23 protein-coding genes and 1 pseudogene are annotated in these 25,574 nt (G+C 61.1%); 16 read left to right on the forward strand and 8 right to left on the reverse strand.

What is annotated here, in order from left to right; genetic code table 11:
- Positions 1–482: 482 nt before the first annotated feature.
- Positions 483–2,453, forward strand: coding sequence for an ATP-dependent nuclease (locus tag NLI84_RS16020; RefSeq protein ID WP_255991682.1), 1,971 nt, complete (start codon positions 483–485; stop codon positions 2,451–2,453).
- 1 nt (position 2,454) lies between these two features.
- Positions 2,455–4,353: a UvrD-helicase domain-containing protein gene (locus NLI84_RS16025; protein WP_255991683.1), complete on the forward strand. Its 1,899-nt coding sequence runs from the start codon at positions 2,455–2,457 to the stop codon at positions 4,351–4,353.
- A gap of 700 nt (positions 4,354–5,053) precedes the next feature.
- Here NLI84_RS16025 and NLI84_RS16030 read toward each other — a convergent pair.
- From NLI84_RS16030 to NLI84_RS16060, 7 genes and pseudogenes are all read right to left on the reverse strand, one after another.
- The gene (locus tag NLI84_RS16030) at positions 5,054–5,794 is read right to left on the reverse strand and encodes a PaeR7I family type II restriction endonuclease (RefSeq protein ID WP_255991684.1); all 741 of its coding nucleotides are present in this window, start codon (positions 5,792–5,794) and stop codon (positions 5,054–5,056) included.
- A gap of 34 nt (positions 5,795–5,828) precedes the next feature.
- Positions 5,829–6,288 (reverse strand): annotated as a pseudogene (locus tag NLI84_RS16035) (PaeR7I family type II restriction endonuclease).
- A complete protein-coding gene (locus NLI84_RS16040) occupies positions 6,272–7,999 on the reverse strand; it encodes an Eco57I restriction-modification methylase domain-containing protein (protein ID WP_255991686.1) in 1,728 nt (575 codons plus the stop codon). Before NLI84_RS16040 ends, NLI84_RS16035 begins: the two are co-directional and overlap by 17 nt.
- Before the next feature lie 426 nt (positions 8,000–8,425).
- A complete protein-coding gene (gene gmtX / locus NLI84_RS16045; RefSeq protein ID WP_255991736.1) occupies positions 8,426–9,097 on the reverse strand; it encodes a gamma-mobile-trio protein GmtX in 672 nt (223 codons plus the stop codon).
- Positions 9,087–12,023, reverse strand: coding sequence for a gamma-mobile-trio integrase GmtZ (gene gmtZ, locus NLI84_RS16050; protein WP_255991687.1), 2,937 nt, complete (start codon positions 12,021–12,023; stop codon positions 9,087–9,089). The genes gmtX and gmtZ overlap by 11 nt, the downstream gene beginning before the upstream one ends.
- The gene (gene gmtY, locus NLI84_RS16055; protein ID WP_255991688.1) at positions 12,023–13,504 is read right to left on the reverse strand and encodes a gamma-mobile-trio recombinase GmtY; all 1,482 of its coding nucleotides are present in this window, start codon (positions 13,502–13,504) and stop codon (positions 12,023–12,025) included. Before gmtY ends, gmtZ begins: the two co-directional genes overlap by 1 nt.
- A gap of 243 nt (positions 13,505–13,747) precedes the next feature.
- The gene (locus NLI84_RS16060) at positions 13,748–14,881 is read right to left on the reverse strand and encodes a secretin N-terminal domain-containing protein (protein ID WP_255991689.1); all 1,134 of its coding nucleotides are present in this window, start codon (positions 14,879–14,881) and stop codon (positions 13,748–13,750) included.
- Positions 14,882–15,109: 228 nt separating this feature from the next.
- On the opposite strand from NLI84_RS16060, the gene NLI84_RS16065 reads away from it, so the two are divergent.
- The 13 genes from NLI84_RS16065 to hisG all read left to right on the forward strand — a co-directional run bounded on the left by NLI84_RS16065 (position 15,110) and on the right by hisG (position 23,434).
- Positions 15,110–15,913 carry an ABC transporter ATP-binding protein gene (locus NLI84_RS16065; RefSeq protein WP_255991690.1) on the forward strand — a complete coding sequence of 268 codons (804 nt, stop codon included), beginning with the start codon at positions 15,110–15,112 and terminating at the stop codon, positions 15,911–15,913.
- Positions 15,906–16,700: a lipid asymmetry maintenance ABC transporter permease subunit MlaE gene (gene mlaE / locus NLI84_RS16070; protein WP_255991691.1), complete on the forward strand. Its 795-nt coding sequence runs from the start codon at positions 15,906–15,908 to the stop codon at positions 16,698–16,700. The genes NLI84_RS16065 and mlaE overlap by 8 nt, the downstream gene beginning before the upstream one ends.
- A 22-nt stretch (positions 16,701–16,722) precedes the next feature.
- The gene (gene mlaD / locus NLI84_RS16075; protein ID WP_255991692.1) at positions 16,723–17,208 is read left to right on the forward strand and encodes an outer membrane lipid asymmetry maintenance protein MlaD; all 486 of its coding nucleotides are present in this window, start codon (positions 16,723–16,725) and stop codon (positions 17,206–17,208) included.
- A complete protein-coding gene (locus tag NLI84_RS16080) occupies positions 17,205–17,810 on the forward strand; it encodes an MlaC/ttg2D family ABC transporter substrate-binding protein (protein WP_255991693.1) in 606 nt (201 codons plus the stop codon). The genes mlaD and NLI84_RS16080 overlap by 4 nt, the downstream gene beginning before the upstream one ends.
- Complete coding sequence (locus tag NLI84_RS16085) at positions 17,807–18,082, forward strand: STAS domain-containing protein (RefSeq protein ID WP_255991694.1); 276 nt, start codon at positions 17,807–17,809, stop codon at positions 18,080–18,082. Before NLI84_RS16080 ends, NLI84_RS16085 begins: the two co-directional genes overlap by 4 nt.
- Positions 18,079–18,951: an MlaA family lipoprotein gene (locus NLI84_RS16090; protein WP_255991695.1), complete on the forward strand. Its 873-nt coding sequence runs from the start codon at positions 18,079–18,081 to the stop codon at positions 18,949–18,951. The genes NLI84_RS16085 and NLI84_RS16090 overlap by 4 nt, the downstream gene beginning before the upstream one ends.
- Positions 18,948–19,847: an ABC transporter ATP-binding protein gene (locus tag NLI84_RS16095; RefSeq protein WP_255991696.1), complete on the forward strand. Its 900-nt coding sequence runs from the start codon at positions 18,948–18,950 to the stop codon at positions 19,845–19,847. Before NLI84_RS16090 ends, NLI84_RS16095 begins: the two co-directional genes overlap by 4 nt.
- Positions 19,844–20,599 (forward strand): ABC transporter permease, encoded by a 756-nt coding sequence (locus NLI84_RS16100; RefSeq protein WP_255991697.1) that lies wholly within the window; start codon positions 19,844–19,846, stop codon positions 20,597–20,599. The genes NLI84_RS16095 and NLI84_RS16100 overlap by 4 nt, the downstream gene beginning before the upstream one ends.
- 5 nt (positions 20,600–20,604) lie before the next feature.
- Complete coding sequence (locus NLI84_RS16105) at positions 20,605–20,841, forward strand: BolA family protein (protein ID WP_255991698.1); 237 nt, start codon at positions 20,605–20,607, stop codon at positions 20,839–20,841.
- Entirely contained in the window at positions 20,838–21,017 is a 180-nt protein-coding gene (locus NLI84_RS16110; protein ID WP_255991699.1) for a hypothetical protein, read from the forward strand. Before NLI84_RS16105 ends, NLI84_RS16110 begins: the two co-directional genes overlap by 4 nt.
- 111 nt (positions 21,018–21,128) lie before the next feature.
- Positions 21,129–22,379, forward strand: coding sequence for a UDP-N-acetylglucosamine 1-carboxyvinyltransferase (gene murA, locus NLI84_RS16115; RefSeq protein WP_255991700.1), 1,251 nt, complete (start codon positions 21,129–21,131; stop codon positions 22,377–22,379).
- Positions 22,379–22,783: a DUF4870 domain-containing protein gene (locus NLI84_RS16120; protein WP_255991701.1), complete on the forward strand. Its 405-nt coding sequence runs from the start codon at positions 22,379–22,381 to the stop codon at positions 22,781–22,783. The genes murA and NLI84_RS16120 overlap by 1 nt, the downstream gene beginning before the upstream one ends.
- A gap of 12 nt (positions 22,784–22,795) precedes the next feature.
- Positions 22,796–23,434, forward strand: a complete 639-nt coding sequence (gene hisG / locus NLI84_RS16125) for an ATP phosphoribosyltransferase (protein ID WP_255991702.1) — start codon at positions 22,796–22,798, stop codon at positions 23,432–23,434.
- 156 nt (positions 23,435–23,590) lie between these two features.
- On the opposite strand, the gene NLI84_RS16130 is transcribed toward hisG, so the two are convergent.
- Complete coding sequence (locus tag NLI84_RS16130; RefSeq protein WP_255991703.1) at positions 23,591–23,788, reverse strand: hypothetical protein; 198 nt, start codon at positions 23,786–23,788, stop codon at positions 23,591–23,593.
- Between the two features lie 368 nt (positions 23,789–24,156).
- Between NLI84_RS16130 and NLI84_RS16135 the strand changes: the two genes are divergently transcribed.
- A complete protein-coding gene (locus NLI84_RS16135; RefSeq protein ID WP_255991704.1) occupies positions 24,157–25,569 on the forward strand; it encodes a phage tail sheath subtilisin-like domain-containing protein in 1,413 nt (470 codons plus the stop codon).
- Positions 25,570–25,574: the final 5 nt, after the last annotated feature.

Raw genomic sequence — 25,574 nt, forward strand, 5'->3', positions numbered from 1 at the left:
TGAAGGCCGCCGCGAACGAAGCCAATAGCTGATGAATATCCATGCCTTTGCCGACACTAGCTGTCAGAGAACAGGCATGCTATCAAGCATCATGCTGTTCGCCTAACCCAGGTGCGCCAGCATTCGACCAACCACGATAAACGGTAGGAACTCCCGGTCTGGCGAAGTGTGTGGCCAGGACCTTGTTCACCACACTGCTATGCCCATGTCACGCCATCTCAATCTCGAGCACGTGCTCCTGTTCATTCGGCTGCAGCAGCATGCTGCGCAAGCGCAGTGCAGTCTGGACGAACAATGCAGTTGCTGGCGCAACGGGCACTGGCCGGCACCTGGTGTCGGCACTGTTATGACCCAAACCGGAAACGCTATCCCGATTGGAATCAGGCAGCTTATGCAGGTGGGGTACAGCAATCTGCTCACTTGTGAGCAACCATTTTTGCACTGGTGATTACCCCCACTTGAATGCGTTCAGGGAGGAATGCATGTACATCGAGAGCATGACCTTTTCGGGCTTCCGCTGCTTCGCTGCGGAGCCTGTCGCTGTGTCACTAAATCCGCAGTTAACCGCCGTAGTAGGCCCGAACGGCGCTGGCAAAACTGCACTCCTGCAGGGACTCATCCGCATGTACGGGGCGACCAACGCTGAGCGGACGGTCACGCCGCAGGACTTCCATCTGCCTAAGGGTAGCGCTGCCGAGGACAAGACCAAGCAACTGTCCATCGATGTCGTACTGCGCTTGCCCGAACTAGCCGACGGCTCCGCGACGGCGGCTTCCGTGGCGCCGGTGTTTCGAAGATTGCAGATCGCGACGCCGGGCAGTATCCCGGCATGCCGCATGCGCTTGGAGGCCCGCTGGGATGACGATGGCACGGCCGAAGGCAGCGTCACGCAAGAGCTGTTCTGGATCTCTACGCTCGACACAGCAATCAAGGACGAGCAAAAGATACCGGTGGTCGCACCCGACCGTGGCTTAATCCGGGTCTACTACACCCCGGCAAACCGCGACGCGCAGGCTCAGATCCGCGCCACGACGGGCGCTCTCGCTGCACGCCTGCTCAAGGCCATTGAATGGTCCAAGGGAACCGAGAAGGCAATCGACAAGGCCAGTGAGGCCCTAGCCAAGGCCTTCGAGGGCGAAGGCGCGATCCAGGCCATCGCCGCCTCTCTGAAGGCCCGCTGGGAGGAACTGCACGACGGTGACATCGACAAGGCGCCTGGCTTGAGCTTGATCAGCCGCCGCTTCGAGGACGTCGTCAGCCGCATCGGCGTCGTCTTTCGGCACGGACCGGCCGGGGAAGACCGGGGCATCGACGCGTTGAGCGACGGCCAGCGATCGCTGTTTTATTTCGCCCTCGCTGCGTCGGTCTTCGAGCTGGAGCGCGACGCGGCGAATGGCAAGGTCAAGGGCTTCCTCCGCGAGGAGCTCAGCGCGCCCGTCCTGACGCTCTTCGCCATCGAAGAGCCAGAAAACCACCTGTCACCCTATTACTTGTCGCGCATCCTCCAGCAGCTGCGCAAGCTCGTGACGGATTCGCCCGCGCAGGCCATCGTCAGCAGCCACTCGCCGTCAGTCGTGAGCCGCGTCCCGCCGGAAAGCGTCCGGTACTGCCGACTGGCCCGCGGCGCCTCGAAGGTCCAGGTCATACCCATGCCTGCGGACGGAACCGAGGCCGTCAAATTCGTGCGTAGCGCGATGCTGGCTTTCCCAGAGCTCTATTTCGCGCGCATGGTGATTCTGGTTGAGGGCGACTCCGAGCGCATCGTCCTGCCTAAGCTCGCCGAGGGGCTCAACTTGCCGCTTGATCCCTCCTTCGTGGCCATCGCACCTTTGGGTGGTCGACATGTGACGCATTTCTGGCGTCTGCTTTCAGGATTGGGTATTCCCTACGTGACGCTGCTAGATCTCGATCTGGGCCGCAATGGTGGCGGCTTTGGCCGGCTGAAAACCGCGTTCGCGAACCTCATTGAACTCGGCAGCGATCCTGGAGAGCTGCTGATGACCGAAAGCGGCAAGCCTTTGACCAATGCAGAATTTGAGGGCATGCACACTTGGGTGGACCTCTCTCACCTTGATGGATGGGTGACCCATCTAGAGACTAAAAGCAACGTGTTCTTCTCCAGCCCGCTCGACCTGGACCTGGCAATGCTCGCCGCATTTCCAGCCGCTTACGAAAAGGTGATCGACGGTACCGGCCCGAGGATGACCAATGAGGCCGCAGCCGAGGTCGTCCTTGGCACAGGGGGAATGGGTGACAAGGCATATACCAAAGCGCGCGCCCCTTTCTTGAGCCACATGGCGAACTACCGCTACCACTTCCTAACGCATAGCAAGCCGGCCACCCATTTGCGCGCATTGACCTACATCGAAAATGCCGACCTTGCATTGAAGATGCCAGACGCGCTCAAGCGCCTGCTGAAGCATGTGGATTCCACCCTAAGTAGGCTGATCTGAGATGAGCCTGCCACCTCGCCGCGTTGCCGAGGATCTGTGGCTGCCTGTCGGCATAGAGCAACTGGAGGCCAACGCGCTCACCGTGGTCCGGTCGACTGATCACCACTCGGTGATCGCGGGTCCTGGCGCGGGGAAGACTGAGCTGCTGGCGCAAAGGGCAGCTTTCCTACTGCAGACCGGGCACTGTGCGTCGCCGCGGCGAATCCTGGCCATCAGCTTCAAGCGCGACGCCGCGCGCAACCTGGCAGAGCGCGTAGCCGAGCGCTGCCAGCCGGATCAGGCAGCCCGCTTTGATTCGATGACGTTCGACGCCTTTGCGAAGAGCCTCCTCGACCGATTTGGACAGGCACTTCCGGATTGTTGGAGGCCGAGTCCGGACTACGAAATCTTGATGCTTAAAACCAAGGACTGGGGAAACCATCTAAGGCTGGTACGGACTGCGCCCGGCCGCGTTGGTAGTGCAGCGGACATTGAGAATCTCGCCGCTGAGTTCTTCGAACGCGACTGGGTGGTCGCACGACCGCTGCCGGAGGTCGATGGGGCAATCGCTTCGCCGGGTGAGTGGGCGGCGCGAGAGTTCTGGCGCAGAAAGCTAAAGTCACCGAGCAGCCTCACGTTTCCAATGATCGGGCGCCTTGTAGAGCTCATCGTACGGCTAAATCCAATGGCGAGGGCGGCACTTTGCCTGACCTATTCGCACGTGTTCCTGGATGAGTTCCAGGACACCACTCAGGTCCAGTACGACCTGATGCGGACCATCTTCCTGGGAAGCAATGCGGTACTCACAGCAGTGGGAGACAACAAACAGCAGATCATGCGCTTCGCCCTGGCCATGAAAGATCCGTTCAAGGCCTTCGAAGCGGATTTCGGGGCGATGCGCACGTTGCTTGCAAACAACTATCGTTCGTCGCCGGAGCTTGTTCGCATCCAGCATGTTCTTGCTCAGGCCCTGGATGTCAAAGCGGTCGCTCCAGTGTCGAAACGAGCAACCTCGATCAATGGCGACTGCTGCGCAGTACTGGATTTCCCAAGTATCAAGGCAGAGGCGGACTACATCGCGTCCTTCATCGCCAACGAGGTGGAAAATTTGACGACGCAGCCTCGCGACTACTGCCTCCTGGTGCGCCAGCTCGCCGACAACTATGCCAAGGCGCTCGTTCCCAGCTTTGCCAGCTATGGCATCAAGCTGCGTAATGAATCAGGCTACGCCGCCCCTGGGTTGATGCTGCAGGAGCTGTTGACTGAGGAGGTGTCGCAACTCGTCATCCAGATTCTGAAGCTTGCGGCCGGCGTCGATGCAGCAACAGCTTGGACACTATCGCTGCGAGCTTATCTGGACCTCCACAGCATTCACGACCTGACCAGTACCTCCCGCGAGAAGCTGTCGCGCGCCCTTGACGACTTTGCGACAGATCTCGCAGCTCGGTATCCCAAGCCACCGTCTTCCAAGAACGACGCCGAGGTCGTGGTGGCCGCCGTGATCGACTTCTTGGGGGAGGATCGCATCGTCGCGTGGCATCCCTCCTATGCGCAGGGTAATTGGTTTAGCACCGTCGAGGACGGCATAGCCGCGCACCTCTTTTCCAGTTCTGCGGGAACGACGAGTTGGGTTGAGGCGCTTTCCACCTATGAAGGGAGAGACTCTGTGCCCTTAATGACCCTTCACAAGAGCAAGGGCCTGGAGTTTCACACTGTGCTCTTAATCGGGCTTGATGACGAAGCGTGGTGGAGCTACAAGCAAGACGTGGACGAAGCGACGTCATGCTTCTTCGTGGCCTTCAGTCGCGCAAAGCAGAGGGTTGCCTTCACCTATTGCTCCTTGCGCGGCGCCCGCAACTTGATTGCGCCGCTGTATCGGCTTCTTGCAAAGGCCGGAGTGAAAACCTTTACGATGACGTAGCTAACACCGGCATGCGCCGCGATGTTAGGTATGCAGCCTAGACGGTGCGTAGGACGACCGAGCGTGGTCGCCCGCTACCTCTGCAAAGCGGGCATTGGTCATCACGAAGTAAGCGGCAGGAGTGGGTCGAAAGCGGCCATCTGGTGCTGACATGATGATTGGCCGCTTTGGCCGATAGCCTCACCAACCGTCGCTCAAATGACCGGCGGACCTGGGCGGCAACCAATGGCGATCACCAGCGGCGGCATTTGACTGAAACTGGTCAAATTCGACCGGTGCGAGTGGTCGAATTGACCGGAATCCGGAGCCAGCGGCGACACCTCACACATCAAGTAGGACTTGCTGGAGTTGGCGCCAGCCAATCTCAGCCCCACCACCGCGACTGGCTCTCCGGTGAGGGAGTGACTCTGGCCCAGAAGTGCTGCCCCCAATGCCGCGATGAGCGCTTGGTGAGGATGGTCTGGATGCTCCGAACAGGACAACGCCAACGTTGCCAAACCTCTTTCCGCAGCGGCCGGCAGCAAGTCCTGGGTGAGATATTCGGTCTTCCCAATCCCCTGCGGGCCCCGAAACGCCAAACGCGTAATGCCAGCGTCCACCATGGCGGCAAACCGGACAGGGCTGTAGTTGTTGAGCCTGCGACATCAGGTGACGTGAGTAGACTGTCCAAGATGTTTCATCAGTGGCGGCCCGACGATGATTATTCTAGCCGAGCTGCCTGCGCCGCAGCGTGACCTGCCAGTGACGTCACGAAGGTCTTGAAGCTCGTCATGTCGGACAACCCGTTGTACTCGCCCGTCGTAGCGCCGCTGCGCGGCGATGTCATGAGCGCCGCCGTGGTGTAAAGCTGTTCTTTGATCAGGCGCTGGCAGAGGATGTCGTAGCGCTGCTGGTACGACGCTCCCTGAAACTCCTTAAAAACCGGAAAATGTGGGGAGGCGTCGCGAACCGGACGGCGTGATGCCGTTTCGTCCTCCACCAGCATCATCCAGCCGACAAAGGGCTTCGGCTGCTTTCCAAAGGCCTCTTCACGATACGCGGTCCAGAGGTCGTGTGCCGTGCCGATGGCTTCCTCAGTGCGGTTGTTGAAGTTATTGCCAAAGGAGGGGCCAACCTGGCTCTTCAGTTCGATGGCGGCAATCAGCTCGCCCTTGTCCACGACCAGCAAATCCCAGAGCTTCGTGGGGCGGAAGTATCCGGGTAACGTCAGGACGGCACGTTCCTGATAGATCTTTGCGTGAGCAAGGCCGTTCGCCTTGATAATGTCGATGATCAGCGAGACGAACCCGTCCATGTTCTTGCCACTGGTCACGCCGGCCCGCTCGCCTTGGTCGGACCTCCCCGACTCAATCTGCTTCTGCTTTGCCTTTTCTCTGTTGCCCCAGAACGCCATGACCGCTTCCTGTGCCTTGCGTTCGTAATCGACCAAATCAAGTGCCATTCTTCTTCACCATTTTCTTGTAAAGCTGCTTTGTCTAGTTGTTCAGATAGCCAAGGAACGGTGCAGGTACGCTTTTATCAAATCGATTTTCCCGGAAGGCCGTCCAGATGTCTTGGGCGCTGCCAAGCGCCTCTTCAACGCGGTTGTTGAAGTTGTTCTGATCGACTTGCCAGCGTGCGACTTGAAGTCCATCGCGAGGACCAGTTGCCCCTCGGAGACAACAATGAGGTCCCACTTCTTGGTCGAGCGGAATGGCCGGGCAGCTCCAGGGCCGTTCGGATCCGCACGTCGATGCGCTTCAGGCCTGCTTCGCAGAGGATGTCTGCAATGAGGACCTCGAGCGCCCCAATTTGCGTCCCGCCGGTTACCTCGCCGCGCGTACCCGCGTCGATCTTGCCGGACTCAACCTGCTTCTGCTTGTTCTTGGCTCTGACGTCCCAATAGCTTTGGACGGCATCCTGCAAACGCGTGTTGATATCAATCTTGCTGGTCAACGGATCCCCCGAGGGCGGCTTTTTCCTCTGCGGTCAGTCCATAGAGCTTGAACGCGGCGCGATTGCAGGCAGCGAGGTCCTGCATCTCCGCTGCTGTCTTCAACTCGCGGCGAAGATTGGCGGGAACATCCTTCCAGCGCGGCACACGGATGCGCCGCAGGTATTGCGCCTGAAAACGCAGAAAACCGCCGCGCATCTTCGTCGAGTAAGTTGCTATGAACAGGCGGGCAATGGCCGAGAGCAACACGGCCTGCAGTGAGCGCAGGTCCCATTCATCGGACGTGATGAAATACAGATTGTGATGAGGATAGAGTCTGCCGTCCTCATAGACGATGTGCGATTCACCCTTGATGTCCGGGACCAGCAGTTTCGGTTTCCTGGTCAGCGAGGGCGTGATGCGGTCAATTGTGCGATACCAGTTGACCGGAGTCTTCTTCGCGCAATGGCGAGCTGCGATCTCTTCCTTGTGTGCCTCCAGATAGCGCTTGAGGCGCGGGTAGTCGGCGAGATCAACAAGCCCGCCGCCAGTGGCGAAGGGGTTGATGACGCCATAGCCGCGCCATTCAACCGTGCCGCTCATGATGTCTCGCGTCATTACCAGCGGCTCTTTGCGATCGTCCTCGACGTCCAAAGCGTTAAATTGACCGATGAATGCTCGGTCAGCACCCGTCGCGACGCCGATACCAACCTTGCATCCGGCCTCTTCGATGGCGGGAAAGTCGCGCTCCAGGCGACGAACGATGGCAAGCTGGTCAGGCGACTCCAAAAGCCAGGGTTCGGAGCCCGCCGTCACGCCCGCGAGCTCACGCACCTCTCCGTGGTCCTTTGGCAACTTCTTCGCCGTGAGAAGGCCAGCGAGGTTGGTCAGTGCCGCGCGGTCGATCGCGGGTCGATGCGCAAGGCGCGTGACACCGGACTTTTCCCGCGTGATGACAGTAATCGCGGGATAGGCAGTGACCTCCACGTGAAAGGCCGGAGTGTCCGTCATATCCACGTGCACCTTCAGGTGATATCCCTTGTCGACGAGTGCGCGTAGCGGCCCGCCATAGCGGTTCTTCATCCAACGGTCTGCGCAGATGAAGCCGAGCGCGCCGCCCTTCTTCAGAAGACCCAGCGAACGTTCGATGAATGGGATGTAGAGATCCGCCCGGTCATACATAGTCGTGTAACGGCTGCGGTACTCCGCCAGGAGCGCCGCCGGAATCATCTCTTGACGGACATAAGGTGGGTTTCCGATCACCATATCGAACGCATCGGGGAGAGGCGTTAGCAGGAAATCCCCGTGCAGCAGCCACGCATCGGCAATTGCGCTTGCCACGCTCACAGCGATGCCGGCGTCAGCAATCCTAGCGACGACGGCGGCACGGGTGTGGCTGAACGTGTCGCGGTGGAGCTCGACTGCGCGGATACAGCCTCCGAGCGTTTCAAGCGGGTGCGTTGTCTTGCCATGCGCCTTCCAGGCGCACAGCAGACGGTCGATGACGGGCAGCAGAAAGTCCCCATCACCAAATGAAGGCTCGAGGAGGGACAACTTGTGCAGGGGCTGGTCGATCGTGTAGCCGACTAGATCGAGAATGAATTCAACTACCTCACGGCGCGTAAAGATCGCGCCGCGTTCTTCAATGCCGCCAGCGTGCGCGAGCTCTCCCACGGCTGCCATCACGGGGCAGACGTCGGGCAGTGAAGGCTGGCGCAGAAGGAGTTCGTTCATGGGGCGTCTGTTGCGGAGGATTTTAGGATTGATGGTAAATCGTGGTGACTAGTTCTTACTTGTCTTTCGGACGAAATCCCAACGGCGGACGAGGCCGACAACCTGTGCATTCATGCAGCGGAGAGGCGGCGCGCACACAAATGACCTAGGCCGAGGAGCGGCAGATCCGGCCCACCCCGTCTAACTTCTGCTTTTGGCCGATAGTAGCCATTCTACGCATGTAAATGACTGGGCACTTTGGCCGAGTTGCAGTCAAAAAGATGATGATCAGTTAACCCATCGCCTGCTCATGAGTGAACCGCGAGGTGGTCACAAGTGATCAGAGCAGGTGGTCATGTCGGTGCGAATCCACGTTCATCCGTTCGGTACTCATCTGTAACTGCGCCTTCCGCTCGTTCAGACTCCATTGCATCAAGCCCGTTCTCGCTAGCACCGATCTGTTTCGCCAATGCTCCCGGATGCCTCACCGTCGCCGATGATCTTTCGGATTGCCGTGACATACCCAGGCTTGAAGATCACCCGACCGGCCTCGTTGCGGACGCGCCCCTCAGCGTCCGTCGTCCAGCCTTCATCCTGTAGTAAGCGATCACTGATGGCGTGGCGCAACGCCTCAACCTCGGAGGGATAGAGGCCCATCGATGCGGGAAGTATCTGCACTGTCTCTCGCGACTCGACTCCTCTTGGGCGCATGTCGATCACCCGGTTCCCTTCGGCCTTGAGCAGTGTGATTTCCCGGCGCATCTGCCTGTTCTCGGCCAGAATGCCATTCATCATCGAACGCAGCGCCGGATTCTCGATTTTGTCGATCAGCGCTGCGTAGGGGTTCTCGCTGACCTGGCGCACCTTGCGGGTGACGCCCCCTGTATGCTCGGCCCAGGCTTTGATCAGCCCCTTGTAATCATCACCCGTCTTGTTGTGGATCGCGCCCTTGCTGGGGCCGCCCCGGTCCTCCGCAATGCGGGCGATGGTTGCCACGGAGAAGTCGCGGCTGCGGCGCTCGTACTGTTCCCTGCAGACCTCGTAGATCAGGTCGAGGGTCTTCTGCTTGCGCGGCGTAGCGGTTTTCTTGAGCTGGTCCAGCAGGTCGTCAGGATGCATCGTCACTGGAATCCTCCTTGGGCGAGGTAAGCATCCGCTTGGATTTGGCATGATCAATCAGCATCTGGGCCTTGACCTGGGCGATTTCGTTGAGCACCTGATCTTTGAGAAGGCCGATTTCCTTGAGTTTGAGCCGGCATTCGGCATAGGGCAGCGCACCCTGGATCGAGCCGGTGCGCGCCTGGATAAGCTGCATCACGGCATTGCCGACCAGCAACTGCTCCTCCTGGTCGAGGTACATCAGCACGGGGTCCATGCCGTTGTAGCGCAGCATGGCATCGAGGATCTGCGTCCGCCGGATGGTGGCAAAGCCAGCATCGATGTCGGGGTAGATCACCGCATTCTCACAGACAACTTCCAGTTGGTGCAGGACCGATTGCGACTCGATGAAACCCACCTCAAGGTCAGTCATACTCCCCTTGGCAACGAGTTTCACGCCGTCCGTGTTCTTGTCCCTGGCGATCTGAATCGAGCGCTGAACCAGGTGATGCGTGGCCTGCAGGTCGTTTATGTATTTGTTGAGGATCAGCGCCTCGGCCTCGACGTACTTGTTTAACTGATCGAGTTCGCGTAACCGTAGAAAGGGCTGGTTCTCCCGTTCGGCCTCGCGTTGCTGGTCCTCCAGGAAGGTCAGCTTGTCCTGCAAGGTGCTGTAGCGCTCGCTCTGGCGGTGGGTCTTTTCGGAGACCGTGTTGAAATGCGCGATCAGGCCCGGCAGGAAGGCGGGGCCGGTCAGGAAGAATCGGCAGCAGACGCAGTTGCGCTCCTGCGGGAAGCCGGGCACGGGGGCGTAGACTGGCTCCTTTTTGCTGTCGTTGACCTTTTCTCCGCCCACATCGCACAGCGTCGCGCCATTGGGGCAAATGCCTTTGTCATCGAAAACAAAAGCGGCAACCGCGCCTTTGTTGGCAATGGCCGTGCGCACCGCATCATCGGAGACATAGGCGAGGCGCTGGCTCACCTGTTCGAAGGTCGCGTCCTGAAGGAAGCGACGGTGATTGGTTTGCTCGGCTTCCAGTTCGTTCTTCTCCGCCTCGCTTAACACCTCCCGCATATAGGCCTTGCCGAACTTGGTGTAGTAGAGCGTCATGATGATGTTCGCGTGGCCGGCGATCATCTTGGACACCACGGCGATCGGGAGCTTGAGGTCGAGGATGAAGTAGGAGATCAGCGAGACGCGCAGGGCGTGCAGGGGGAAGGCGGTTACTGTATCGGAGTCTGGATTGACAAAGCGCAGCGGCGTGCCGTCGTCCAAAGTCTCGCCCCGATCTGCGCAGTGCTGTTCCAGCCGCGCCAGCAACTTGTACCAAATTGGCTGCAGCGCCATATGGGTAAGCGGTTTGTCGCCCTCGCTATCCGTCGGACCACGAAACAGAAAACAGGCCGCACCGCGTTGCGCCAGTACCTCTGGATGGGGTGGCGTGGTGCCAAAGTGCCGGGTTTTCAACGCTGTCCAAGGTGTCGGCACGGCAATCGGGTTGTAGCGCTCTTGCCAGTTGCGCAGCTTTTCCAGCCAGTACAGCACCTCGTCGTTGGCCCAAGGGATGACATACCCCTTTTCGTTCTCAGCTTTGTTGATATCGGCGGTCTTGTTGGTGTTGATGTAAAAGCCTGCCTCTTTCTCATTCGCGCTGCGATGAAACACCCCGCGCTGGTAGGGGCGTTTCTCGCCGCCGGTGGCCAGTGGGCCATGGTTGAGCACGAAGCCGCCGCCGCCGGGTGCATGGATGTAGCGCCAGGTGTCCGCCTCACCCGAGTCCAGCATACGAACCTGGGAGGTGCGCAGCGGCAGTTGCAGCTTGATATACAGCGCTACCGCACGCGCTGGCGACCACAGCTCCCACACTTCAGCGGGATAGCCCTTAATTTGTATTTCAGTCCTAGTGGCAGCACGCTGCCGCGCTACGCAGTCCGGGTCGTTGGCGTTGATGAGCTTTGGATCGACCACGAACCAGTCGCCGCCGTAGTTTTTTTCTTCAATTGCCTGCTGAGCCCAGGCCCAGTCGCCAAAGTGAAGCCCCTCGGCCAGCATGCCACGCAGCTCGCGGATGTAGCGGATCGAGAGCGCGGCCTTGTTCGATTGGGTGTTGGTGACCAGACCGGAGTTCGTTCGCCGCTGGATGGGGTTATGGAACCGCGATCGATCCCATTCACCAGTATCGGGATCACCCAGCTTGGTCGCCAACACCCAATCGAGGAAGTCGGCGGCACAGTTGCAAAAGCCCACATCGGCCGCTTGAAGCGTCTGCGTGCCCTGTTGTTTGGCGCCGACGAGCACCTGGGCGAAGTCCGGCTTCTCGGTCTCGCGTAACAGAAAGCGCCCAAAGTTGCGTTCCAGGTTCTGATGGTGGATGTAGTGGATCAGGAACCTGTCGAGGGAGTTGCGACGCAGAGCGACGGCGCTTTTCTGATCCTGTAGCCATTCCGCGGCGAGGCTACGCCAGTCCTCAAGCTTCGGATCGAATTGCAGCACATGGGCGAAGCTGAGGTCAGAAATCTTGCCGTGCTGCTTGATTTGCCTTCTCGGGAAGGGATTGGCGAGGTGCGGCGGCACCACACGGTGGCCGTCTGCATCAGCTTGGGCGAGCTTTTGACGGAGAATCCAATCGAGGAAGTCGCTGACGGAGTCGTGTTTATTGTTGGAACTTTTGTTGTTGAGCAAACCCAACCTCAGTGCCGCATCGAGTGCTGGCAGGGCTCGATCCCTTGCGAAGAATGCCTCGGGCGACAGGCTATGCAGCCCCTGCCCATGAAGGTAGGTCACAAGGAAGGCGGATAGGGCGGATTGCATTTGGTTGGATTTCTTGGATATGCCCGCCCAATACTCCGCCGCCCACGCCCGCCAGCCTTCCAGGGCCGGATCAAGATCAAGCAGAAAACGGAAGTCGGGGTCGAATTTTGCGACGGCCTTTCGTCTCTTCCGCATCAGTTTCTCCTCAATAGTCTAGGGTTGGGGCCAGAGAACAGGCCGAGCGGGTCAACGTCCTTGAAGCCGTAGGCGAGGAAGTCGGGAGGTGGCAGCGCCGCGCCATCGTTGGACTTTTCTGAACGGGCCATAGCGGCATCAATGGCCCGGTTGAGCTTCACGCGATCCGGCTCGATGTAGACGGCCTGTGATTCGAGCGACTTGTGGTGCAGCGCCTTCTTCAGGAAGATCGCATCAAGTCCCAGATCTGACAGCCGCTGGCCATAGGCATGACGGTGACCATGCGGTGTGGTGCCGAGCGCCTTGGCCGGCACCAGTCCGATGCGCTTCACCGCCTTGGCATGGGCGTCCTCGAAGGCATCGATGCTGTAGGGCTTGCCTTCGCGGGTGACGAAGGCATACGGGTGGTCAGGGTTGAGTTGATCTCGTTGCGCCATGTAGAACACCCACAGCTTCCAGAACAGTTCCCCCGCCCAGCGTGGCGCCCAATGCACATGCATGAAGTGCTGCTTGCTGTCGAGCGCATTACCCTTCCAGCCGGCATGCAGTGTGTGTGAACTCTTGTAATCCGTCCTTGGTAGCAGCCCGTGCTTGTTGCGCAGGTAGGTGGCACGGTCACAGGCCACTGGCTTGCCCTTGGCATCGCGTAGATCGCCCGGCGCTTGCCCGTGACTTGGGTGATAGACCTTGACTAGCGCCTCTCCGGGGGCGGTGTCGTCGGGAATCACGTCGTGCACGAAGATGTGGGAGGGCTCGCTCACGCGTAGCCCGCCGTAGTGCATCAACATCGTGATCAGGATGTCGCGCAGGTTCAACCGCTCCTCGATGCGCGGGCTCTTCTGCTTGCCCGGCACGATGAAGCCCTTGAACAGCAGATCGACCATGCGCTCCGCGGGGAAGAACTTGACCGGCTCGTGATCGATGACGGGGTTTCGCTTGAGCAGGACGCTACGGGCCTGGCTAACTTTGAGTGCCGCCACGTCAACGTTCAGGGTGTGCCCCAGGAAGGAACGACTCTTTTTGTGTTGCCACGCTGCCCACGCCAGTTGTTCCTCGGCCCGTGTAGCTTGCCGCCACGGATTGAGTGGCTTGACGACGTGCTCTTGCGCCATCCAGTCGCTGAACTTGGAGAGGTGGTACACCAGTATGCGCACCACCGGCGCGCTGCGTGCATCCCAGTACAGGCCGCTGGGGTCGACGCCATCGACACCCACCGTGCCGCTGTAGAGGCGCTGCACGAAGGTATTGAACAGATCATCCGGGTTGTCGAAGGCCTGATGGTTGGCCTCCATGTAATCGACCAGGAGCCCCACCGCCTGCACCAGTTTGGTGGTATTGCTCTTCGAGAGCATGTGCCGATGATTGAGGATGTAACGAATCAGCGGATGCAGTGGGCCGAACTCGGTCAGGATGACTGGAATTTCCTCATGAATTCCGGTGTTGTCGCGTGCGACCTTGTAGTGCACGACGGTATGGGTCATGCCATGCCTTCCAGAATTTGAGTCAGCAACGAGCTCAGGGCCACTTGACGCAGCGACACATCGGGCGGCACTTCGAGGATTTGCGGGGCGTGCTTTACAGCTGTGCTTTGTTCAATCTGTTGTTGGCCGAATAGATTGTTAGCTGGACTCATATTAGTAGTGAAAAGACTCCAGACAAACTAAATATCAAACGAAAAAAATGCCGCCTCCCGGTGCAGAAGCGGTATTTTTGGCCATCAAATATTAGTGTCTAGTTACTCCACATAACAAAGCGGTCTGGTTGTTAAGCGCGATCACACGCGGGCTGGACAGCACCCGGGTGCGACCGAACTGTTCCAGTAGCCGCACCGTGAGATTGAAGGTGCCACCGAACACACCGTCGACATCGGTGTAGCTGAACACGCTGAATGGCGATTGCGCGAGGTTGCCCCCGGTGAAGCTGGTGCCGATGCTGAGGCCGGCGTTGCCATCGGTCAGCCGACTCCAGTCGACGCCGGCCTGATACTGGTCGGACAGCATCACCTCGACGATGGTCGCCTCGATCATCACCTGGCGGCGAGCGCCCGCCTCGACCGAAGCGAGGTAGTCGGCGACGCGCGCGTGATTGCGCTCGGAGGCCCGTACCGTCAGCGTGCCGGTTTCCGGATGGACGATCACAAGTGTGCCGCCTGGGGAGACGGTGGTCGGCGTCGTGGGTGGGGGCGCGCCAGCTGCAGCTTTCGCTGCATCGGCCGCGGGTGGCGCTGCGGGTGTCACCGGCGCTTCCAGCAAGGCTTCGATATTGGCTTGCAGCCGTTGCCAGAACCGGTGTTCGCTGCTGCCTTCGATCCGGGTATTCGAGCTGTTGCCGCTGCCGCTACCCGGATTGCTGCCGGTGCCGGCGACCGAGTTGGCCAGCGTGACGCTGGATCGCATGTCGCGGGCCAGATTCAGGTAGTCGACGTGATACACCTTGAGATAGGGCGTATCGGGCATCACCGTCAGCACGCCGGTTTCCAGCGACCAGCGCAGGTTCACCTGTCGGGCGATGCGGTTGAGGATCTGAGGCAGCGTCTGGTCGAGCGCGTTGAGCGTCACTTCGCCGGTGATGCCGGGGTGGACGTCGAGATTGATACGGGCATCGCGCGCCAGTGCAAACAACAGGCTGTTCACTGACAGCTGATGCGCAACGACGCTATAGGTTTCCTGCGGGGCGGTGGCCGTTGGCTTGGGGAGTGGCGGCGCGGAAAGCATGGGCTTGGGGATGGAGCCGGCCACCGGTTTGGCGGCCATCACATGCCGATGCGGCGCAACTTCGAGAACGGTGCCGGCGGCACAGCCGGTGAGCAGCGTGGCGAGAAAAACCAATACAAGCTGACAAGCATATTTCTTGTTCATAAATTTTCGCGCCGCATTCTAGAGTAAAACTGCCATGAACTACTGCATTTGCTTGTGTTATTAGTAAGAAATTGCCTGTTCGAATTCTGTATAGTCACGACTGGCAGACATGCTGGTAATGAGGCGACTGACGGTTGATTTTGCAGGGCTGCATTTGCGCGGTGGGGGTACTGGCCTTGGCGGGCCGCGATCGTTAGAATGCGCGTTTGTACTCTTCAGTCTAATTTCATGTCCGATGCCCTAGTCCAGTTCGACCAGGTGCGCTTTGCTTACGGCGACGCGCCGGTAATATCCGATGTGTCGCTATCTGTCGCGCGGGGTCAGGTTGTTGCCGTCATGGGCGGCTCCGGCTCGGGCAAGACCACGTTGCTGCGCATGATCGGCGGGCAGTTGCGGGCCAGCGCCGGCACGGTCTGGGTCGATGGCGAAGACATGGGCGGGCTGGGTGAGGCAGCGCTCTATGAGCGTCGCAAGAAGCTTGGCTTGCTGTTCCAGTTCGGCGCGCTGTTCACCGATCTCTCGGTGTTCGACAATGTCGCCTTCCCCTTGCGCGAACGCACCAACCTGCCCGAAGCGCTGGTGCGCGACCTGGTGTTGATGAAGCTGCAGGCCGTCGGCCTGCGCGGCGCGGCGCAGTTGATGCCGAATGAGCTGTCGGGCGGCATGGCGCGGCGCGTGGCCTTGGCGCGCGCGATTGCGCTCGATCCGCAGGTGATGTTGTACGACGAGCCGTTCACCGGTCTCGATCCGATTTCGCTCACCACCATAGGCAGCCTGATCCGCGAGCTGAATGATGCGCTCGGCGCGGCGTCCATCGTGGTGACGCACGATGTGGCCGAGTCGCTCGCCATCGTCGATTACGTCTATTTCCTCGCCGGCGGGCGCATGATTGCCGAAGGCACGCCGGAGGCGGTCAAGGCGTCCGAAGACCCGTTCGTGCGGCAGTTCATCCGTGGCGAGAAGGATGGCCCGGTGCCGTTCCACAAGCCGGCAGCCGACTATGCGCTGGAACTGGGAGTGGCGCGTGGCTAACGTTGTCGTTCGATTCTTCTCGCGCGTCGGTGCGCCGCTGACCGACGCCATCGTCAAGTTCGGCTTTGCCTGTCGTTTCTTCGTCGCGGTATTGCGGCATACGCCGACGTCCTTGCTGCGCTTTTCGCTGACCCTGCGCGAGATCTGGTTCGCCGGCGTGCTGTCGGTGCTGATCATCGGCGTGTCCGGCCTGTTTGTCGGCATGGTGCTGGCGTTGCAGGGCTACGACACGCTGGTGCGTTTTGGCGCTTCGTCGTCGCTGGGCATCCTGGTGGCGCTCTCCTTGGTGCGCGAGCTGGGCCCCGTGGTTGGTGCGCTGCTGTTCGCCAGTCGTGCGGGCTCCGCCATCACCGCCGAGATCGGCCTGATGAAGGCAACCGAGCAACTGGCGGCGATGGAAATGATGGCGGTCAACCCGATCGCCCGCGTCGTTGCGCCCAAGTTCTGGGGCGGGGTGATCTCGATGCCGCTCCTGGCTGCCATGTTTAGCGCCATGGGCATCTTCGGTGGCTATTTGATCGGCGTGCAGTTGTTGGGGCTCGACGCCGGCAGCTTCTGGAACCAGATGCAGTCGCAGGTCGATTTCCGGCTGGACGTGTTGAATGGCGTAATCAAGAGCGCCTTCTTCGGCATCGCCGTCAGCCTGATCGCCGTATTCGAGGGCTTTGACGCGGCGCCGACTGCTGAGGGCGTCTCGCACGCGACGACACGGACCGTGGTCACGAGCGCACTCGTGATTCTGGCGCTCGATTTCGTGCTCACCGCCTTCATGTTCCGCGGCGCGTGAACATTCACTTGGAATAATGGCAATGAAACGTGGAATGATCGACTTCTGGGTGGGGCTGTTTGCGGTGGCGGGTGCAGCCGCCTTGCTGTTCCTGGCGCTGAAGGTCAGTAGCCAGAGCACGCAGCCGGCGTCCAGCAGCTACACCATCACGGCGGAGTTCGAGAACATCGGCAGCCTCAAGGTGCGCGCGCCGGTCAAGAGCGCTGGCGTGGTCGTCGGCCGCGTGACGCGTATCGAGCTCGATCCGGAGCGCTACGTGGCGCGCGCGACGCTGGCGCTCGACAACCACTACCACTTCAGCCGCGACAGCAGTGCCGAGATTCTCACCTCGGGCCTGCTCGGCGAGCAGTACATCGGCCTTGAACCGGGTGCTGACGAACACAATCTCAAGCAAGGCGATCGGATCACGATCACGTCGTCGGCCATCGTGCTGGAGCAGCTGATCAGCCGCTTCCTGTTTTCGAAGGCTGAAACGGCGGGCGAACAAGCAAAGGAGCATACGCAATGAAGCAATGGTTGATGGGTCTGGTCATGGGCCTGATGTCGCTGACGGCACTGGCCGCGGTCGACACCCCGGAACAGATCACGCGCAAGGTCAGCGACGATGTGCTCGCCATCATCAAGCAGAACGAGAAGGACCCGCTCAAGGTGCGCGACATGGTCGATGCGCGCGTCTCGCCGCTGGCCGACTACACCCGCATGACTGCGCTCGCCGTCGGCCGCTACTGGAAGAGCGCGACACCCGAGCAGCAACAGGCGCTGACCCGCGAATTCCGCACCATGCTGGTCCGCACCTATCTGTCGGCGCTCACCGTCTATAAGAACGCGCAGGTCGACGTGAAGGGTGCCCGCCCCGGCCAGAGCGACAACGAGCAGAGCGTGCGCTCCGAGGTCTCGCTGCCGGGCCAGAAAGTGATTCCCGTTGATTTCAGTTTCCAGAAGGGCAATAGCGGCTGGAAGGTGTACGACATCTCGGTTGACGGCATCAGCTTCATCGTCAACAACCGCAACCAGTTCGGCGCGGTGATCCGCAAGGATGGAGTCGATGGCCTGATCAAACAGCTGGCCGATCGCAACAATGCGCTGAAGAACGGAACCGCCGCCAAGTGACTGCCCGCCTTGCCCTCACCGGTGAGCTGACGCTGGCCACGGCGGCGCAGCGCCTGGGCGAGCTTGCCTTTGCCGGCGACGCGCTGACGCTGGATCTTGCCGGCGTGACGCGCGTCGATTCCGCCGCAGTGGCGCTGTTGCTGGCCTGGCAGCGTCAGGCCCATGCTGCCGGTACCCGGCTCACCATCGCCGGTGCGCCAGCGGCCTTGCTGCAGCTCGCGAAGCTCTACGCCGTGGACGCATTGCTGCCGTTCGGGGAGGCAAGACCATGAAGAGGCTGCTCGCCCTGCTGGGCGCGCTGCTGTTGGCAGGCTGTGCCACGCCGCAGAACAGCTACGATCCACTGGAACCGATGAACCGCGCCGTCTATGCGGTGAACCGCGATCTGGACAAGAAGATCCTGCTGCCGATCACGCGCTCGTACGTCGAGAACGTGCCGCAGCCGGTGCAGACCGGCGTGAAGAACTTCTTCGGCAATATCGACGATTTCTTCGACGTCTTCGCCTCTGCTGCGCAGTTCAAGGCTACCAAGGCCGTGCATAGCTTCAGCCGGGTGCTGGTTAACACCACAGCGGGCCTCGGTGGCGTGATCGACTGGGGTACCGACCTTGGCATGCAAAAGAGCGACGAGGATTTCGGTCAGGTGCTGGGGTTCTACGGCGTGCCGAGCGGGCCCTACCTGATGGTGCCGTTCTACGGGCCGGTGACGCTGCGTGATTCGGCCGAGCCCATCGGTCGCTATTTCATGGGGCCACTCGACTTCATCCAGAGCGCGGCGTGGGACGTGGGTTACTACAGCCTGTGGATCGTCGACGCGCGCTCCGAAATCCTACCCCTGGACGGGCTGCTCTCCACGCAACCGGACGAGTATGCCTATCTGCGCGACGGCTACCTGCAACGGCGCTGGAACAAGATCCACGACGGCTATCCGCCGTATCCACTGCCCCTGGGTGAGCCGGACGACGCCGAAGGCAGCTTCGATCCTGGCCCGACCGATGTGGCGGCTCCTGTGAGCGACGCCGCCTCGGCGCCCTTGGCCGACGATGCGTCGAGCAGCGTGTCCGCCATGCCGGAAACCGGTGGCGGCGCGCGCTTCAGCATCGGCTCCGAGGAAGAAGACGGTACGCTGGAGGTGCAATGAGCGCCATCGTCTTCGACCGGGTGGTGAAGCGCTACGGCGAGTTCGAAGCGCTCTCGGGCGTGAGCTTTGCTGTCGAGCAGGGCGATTTCTTCGCGCTGCTGGGTCCCAATGGCGCGGGCAAGACCACGCTGATTTCCATACTCGGCGGCCTCGCGCAGGCCAGCTCAGGCAGCGTGACGGTGATGGGCCACGACGTGAGCGCCGATTACCGCCCAGCGCGCCACGCTGTCGGTATCGTGCCGCAGGAACTGGTGTTCGATCCCTTTTTCACCGTGCGCGAAACGCTGCAGTTCCAGTCCGGCTACTTCGGTATCAAGCGCAATGACGACTGGATCGATGAAATACTGGCCAACCTTGGCCTGACCGCCAAGGCGCACAGCAATATGCGCCAGCTCTCGGGCGGCATGAAGCGCCGGGTGATGGTGGCGCAGGCACTGGTGCACCGCCCGCCGGTGATCGTGCTCGACGAGCCCACCGCCGGTGTCGACGTCGAATTGCGACAGACGCTGTGGGCCTTCATCCAGAAGCTGAATGAAGCGGGCCATACCATCGTCTTGACCACGCATTACCTGGAAGAGGCCGAGGCGCTCTGCAACCGTATCGCCATGCTCAAGCAAGGCCGGCTGATCGCGCTGGAGGACAAGGCCACGCTAATGAAGCGCAACAAGGCACGCAGCGTTTTCCTGCGCCTTAAGCCCGCCCGACTGCCCGAGACGCTGCAGCACCTGCTGGTCGCCGAGCGCGACGACGGCTTCGAGTTGAAGCTTGCCGATCCGGATGCGCTGCCCGGCATCCTGCTGGCGGTGCAGGCCTGTGGTCTGTCGATCCGCGATATCGACGTCAGCAAGCCCGATCTCGAGGATATCTTCGTCGAGACGATGCGGGGTGCGGCATGACGGGTTTCTATACGCTGTTCATCAAGGAGTTGCTGCGCTTCTGGAAGGTGGCGTTCCAGACCGTGGCAGCGCCGGTGCTCACGGGCCTGTTGTACCTGCTGATCTTTGCCCATGTGCTCGATGCGCATGTAGAGCCGTATCCGGGGGTGCGTTACACCGCCTTTTTGATTCCCGGCCTTGCGATGATGAGCATGTTGCAGAACGCGTTCTCCAACACCAGCTCCAGCCTGATCCAGTCCAAGATCACCGGCAACCTCGTTTTTATCCTGCTGCCGCCGCTGTCGTACTTCGAATTCTTCGCCGCCTATGTGCTGGCGGCCGTGGTGCGCGGGCTGATCGTCGGCGTTGGCGTGCTCTCGGTGACGCTATGGTTTGCGGTGCCGCCCATCGCTCATCCGCTGTGGATACTGGTGTTCGCGTTGCTAGGCTGCGGCGTGATGGCGGTGCTGGGCCTCGTGGCGGGCATCTGGGCCGAGAAGTTCGACCAGCTGGCCGCGTTCCAGAACTTCCTCATCATGCCGCTCACCTTCCTCTCCGGCGTGTTCTACTCGATCCACAGCCTGCCGGCCTTCTGGCAATCGGTCTCGCGCTTCAACCCGGTGTTCTACATGATCGATGGCTTTCGCTATGGCTTCTTTGGCCAGGGCGACGTCAATCCGTGGTTCTCGCTGCTCGTGGTCTCAGGCTTTTTCCTGCTGCTGGCCGGTTGGGCGTACGGGCTGATAAAATCCGGCTACAAGATAAGGCACTGATTTTTATGCAAACTGAACGCGTCAAGGCGCTGATCGAAGCGGCGCTGCCCTGTACTTACGTGGACGTCGAGGGGGATGGCAGCCACTTCTACGCCACCATCGTCTCCTCGGCCTTCGAAGGCCTCAAGCTTTTGGATCGTCACCGTCTGGTGAAGGACAGGCTCAAGGACCATTTCGACTCGGGCGAACTGCACGCACTCAGCCTGCGTGGCACCCGCACGCCGGCGGAAGCGCAGTCGTGAGGGACAGCGAGCGTTACGGCCTCGCCGCCATCGAGGCCGAGCGGGCCCGGATCGAGGCCGCCAAGCTTGCCGCGCGCTCCCCCGAGAACCGGCGCAGCGTCGCGCGGCTGGCGGCACTCGCCAACCTGCCGATCGTGATCGCGCTGCTGGTCTGGGCCTGCGTCAAATTCTTCTGAACGAAGCCCCACGGCATCTCGCTTACGCGCGATAATGCCGGCCATTGCCCGCCCCGCGGGCGCGTGCAGCCCGCCGCGTAGCGCGGGCCTTGATTTGAAAGAAAGATTGCGATGGACAAGCTCAGAATCACCGGCGGCGCACCGCTTGCTGGCGACATCACCATTTCCGGCGCCAAGAACGCCGCCCTGCCCATCCTGTGCGCCGGCCTGTTGACGGCCGATACGCTGCGCCTGACCAATGTGCCGCAGCTGGCGGACGTGAAGACCACGCAGAAATTGCTGCAGGGCATGGGCGTGCGGGTGATGACCGACAACGTCCACGAATACGAGATCACCGCCAATCACATCACCAGCACGGTCGCGCCGTACGAGCTGGTAAAGACCATGCGTGCGTCCATCCTGGTGCTGGGCCCGACGCTGGCGCGCTTTGGCGAAGCGCAGGTGTCCTTGCCCGGCGGCTGCGCCATCGGCGCGCGACCGGTCGACCAGCACATCAAGGGCCTGCAGGCGATGGGTGCCGAGATCGTGATCGAGCACGGCTATGTGAAGGCGCGCGGCAAGCTCCGTGGAGCGCGTTTCCGCTCGGACATGATCACGGTGACCGGCACCGAGAATCTCTTGATGGCGGCGGTACTGGCCGAAGGCACCACCGTGCTGGAGAATGCCGCGCGCGAACCGGAAGTGGTTGATCTGGCCGAATGCCTGATCAAGATGGGCGCGAAGATCAGCGGCCATGGCAGCGACACCATCACCATCGAAGGCGTGAAGGAGTTGCACGGCGCAACGCACGCCATCGTGCCTGACCGCATCGAAACCGGTACTTTCCTCGTCGCCGCAGCTGCCGCGCGCGGGCGCATCGTCTGCCGCAACACGCGCGCCGACATCCTGGGCGCCGTGCTCGACAAGCTGGTCGAAGCTGGTGCGCATATCGAGGCTGGCGACGACTGGATCGCGCTCGACATGAAATCGCGCCCCAAGGCAGTCGATATCCGCACGCTGGAATACCCGGCGTTCCCGACCGACATGCAGGCGCAGTTCACGTTGCTCAACGCCGTGGCCGAAGGCACGGCGGTGATCACCGAAACCATTTTCGAGAACCGCTTTATGCACGCGCCGGAACTGGCGCGCATGGGCGCCAACATCAAGGTCGACGGCCACAATGCCGTCGTCACCGGTGTGGAAAAGCTCTCCGGTGCCACGGTGATGGCCACCGACCTGCGCGCATCGGCCTGCCTGGTGATTGCCGGGCTGATCGCCGACGGCGTAACCATGGTCGATCGCATCTATCACCTCGATCGCGGCTACGAGCACATTGAGGCCAAACTCGCCGGTGTCGGCGCGCAGATCGAGCGGATCCGCTGATGCTGACGCTCAATCCCAAGCCCGCCGGCGATGACGACGACGGCAAGCCACGTCCGCCGAGTCAGGCCGAGAAAGGTTTTGCCGTGCTGGCACACCTGGCTGGCCTGTGTTGGTTCCCGTTGATGCCCATGCAACCCCTTGCACTACTGATCCCGTTCCTCACGTTGCAGTTCGCGCGCGTGCATTCGGAGTTCGTCGAGCAGCACGCGGTGCAGGCGAGCAACTTCCAGTTGCTGATGGGATGCTTTTACGTGGTCGCAATGATTATCTCCGGCGTGACCCATTCGGCCATTCCACTGTGGTGGGTCGCCATCGGCTCGACCCTGTTCGCGCTGTGGGAAGCGGCCAAGGCCATCAATGGCTGGCGCTCCAAATACCCGGTGACGCTGAAACTCTTCAAATAAGCAGCCCTGACCATGATTACCATCGCGCTTTCCAAAGGCCGCATCTTCGAGGAAACGCTGCCGCTGCTGGCCGCTGCCGGCGTCGTGCCGACCGAGGATCCGGAAGCCAGCCGCAAGCTCATCATCGGCACCAACCACGATGACGTGCGCCTGATCATCGTGCGTGCCACCGATGTGCCAACCTATGTGCAATACGGCGCGGCCGATCTCGGCGTCGCAGGGCGCGACGTGCTGATCGAGCACGGCGGTGCCGGCCTCTACCAGCCGCTCGATCTCGAGATCGCCAAGTGTCAGCTGATGGTCGCGGTGCGCAACGGTTTCGATTACGCCGGTGCCGTCCAGCAGGGTGCGCGCTTACGTATCGCCACCAAGTACACTGAGCAGGCGCGCGAGCACTTCGCCGGCAAGGGCGTGCACGTCGACCTGATCAAGCTCTACGGCTCGATGGAGCTGGCGCCACTGGTGGGTCTGGCCGATGCCATCGTCGACCTGGTATCGACCGGCGGTACGCTCAAGGCCAACGACCTCGTCGCGGTCGAGCATATCCGCGATATCTCCAGCCGGCTGATCGTCAACCAGGCCGCGCTCAAGCTCAAGGGCGCGCGCATCCAGCCGATGATCGACGCCTTCGCCGGCGCCATTGCGCAGTAACGCGGGCGCGGATGAGCCGATGTTTCGGTGTCCTCCTCCAGATCCCCCGAGATCGACGGGGCGATGAAATAAGTCTTAACAGGACCCAAAGGGCCGATACGTTGCGTATTGGCCCTTACTCCATCTGTGGCGCATTTGCCTCGTCGACTTTCGATGTTACGGTAAACCCGCCGACTCGCCCGGGATCGGCATTGTCCTTGGCCATTCCAGCGTACCGAACTGGAACAGCATGCCGGGCTGCTTGCGCCACTTGTTCAACGCCACCTCACCCTGTTCGTCCACACCTTCGCCAACGAGACCCGGGCTGACGGCCCGATCTTGAAGCGTGCTGACTTGGTGGCGTTTGGTCAGCACGCGCGGGTGATGAACTTGCAGTCGCGGCCTGCCAGCGAACGGGATGATTCGTGTCGGCGCAGCCAAACACTGACATGCTTGTTCAGTGTCTCCGTTTACGCACGCCACGCGGCGCAGCCACTCAGTCGCAACCCAAAATTACACCCTCGACTTTCACAAGCGTCGGCCAGCGGCGTTCCCGTATCTATCCGCATGCTTGTAATGCTTGATCTCGGTTTGCAGTAAACGAAATGGAAAATAAAAATAAGAGTTTGGTAAATTACTTGAAAAATATGCATTTTGAATTTTAAACTTATGCGTATGCATTTGCGTGCACAGTCAGCGTCCCACCGGACGTTGGGCAGACTGAACGTGAGGAGAGGGCGGTTATGACACTGATCATCCCGGGTGTGGAGGTCAAGGTAGTCAAGGAGGTACTGGCGCCGCAGCTGGCGCCGTCCGGCGTGCTGGGCTTGGTAGGCGTGGCTGAGCTGGATGACAAGGGCGCGGCGCGTGGTGTTGCCCGCGCCGCCAGCTGGCGTTCCTTTATCGAATCGGCAGGCCCCGCGGCCGCCTTCGCCATCCCCGAGGCGTCACCCGCCTTGTCCAATGGCGTGTTCGAGCTGGTGGTGAGCCCGGTGAGCGGCGCCACGGCAGCCGGCGTCAAGATTCCGGCCTCGTCCGGCACGGCGTTCACCTTGCAGGCGCGCGCACCCGGCCCCTGGGCCAACGGCGTGCTGGTGCAACTGGTGACGCGCAGCGTCGATGCCGTCGACAAGGACAACAAGCCGATCACCCAGCTGTTGTTCGATCTCACGATCACCGTGCCCGGGACCGAATACAAGGAAGTACACCGCAATCTCTCGGTCGAATCGGCCCAGGCGCGCAATGTGCAGAAGGTACTGGCGCAGCAGTCGCAACTGCTGCGGGTGGTTGAGGACGTGGACAAGATCAAGGAGCCCAAGGCTGCGGCTGAGCCGGCGTCTTTCACGCTGGTCGATGGCAAGGATGCGAGCGCCGACCAGTATCGCGCCGCGCTGGCGCTGCTGGAGAACGAGCCTGATGTCGACATGGTGCTGGTCTCGGTGCAGGACCAGAGCGACCTGACCCGGCTCGCGCGCATCTACAGCGATGTGATCGCGCACTGCGACCGGATGTCCACATTGAGCCAGGGCCGCATTGGCCTGGGCCAGGTGCCCGGCGCCAAAGCCGATGTCGTCAAGACGGCCTCCGAAAAACTCACCGCCACGCTGGTGTCCGATCGCTTCGTGCTGGTGGCGCCGGCCGGTGTCGTCGGCGCGGTGGCCGGTACACTGGGTAGCCTCGATTACTTTCAGTCGCCCACCTTCAAGCGCCTAGCGGCCATTTCCGAGCCAGCGCCTGCGCTCGGCGTCGAGCTGCAGCAGGAGCTGCTCAAGCGCAACGTGGTGCCCGTCGTCAGCCAGCGTGGCCGCGGCATCATCGTGGTGCGGGGCCTCACCACCGATGGCGACCAGATCAGCGTGCGCCGCGTGGCCGACCATGCGGTGCGCGGCATCAAGGTGATCGGCGAGCTGTTCATCGGCCGGCTCAACAACGAGGAAGGCCGCGGCGCGCTGAAGCAGAAGCTGGTCGAGTTCCTGGTGCAGATGCAGAAGGAAGGCGCCATCGTGCCCTCGACCGACGGCAGGGATCCCGCATTCAAGGTCAACGTGTATTCCAGCCAGGACGATTTTGCCAAGGGCATCGTCCGCGTCGACCTCGCGGTGCGGCCGGTGCGCGCCATCGACTACATCTACGCCACGGTGCTGGTGCAGACCTGATAGCC

It is taken from the genome of Chitinolyticbacter albus (genome assembly GCF_024437655.1).
Classification (GTDB): domain Bacteria; phylum Pseudomonadota; class Gammaproteobacteria; order Burkholderiales; family Chitinibacteraceae; genus Chitinolyticbacter; species Chitinolyticbacter albus.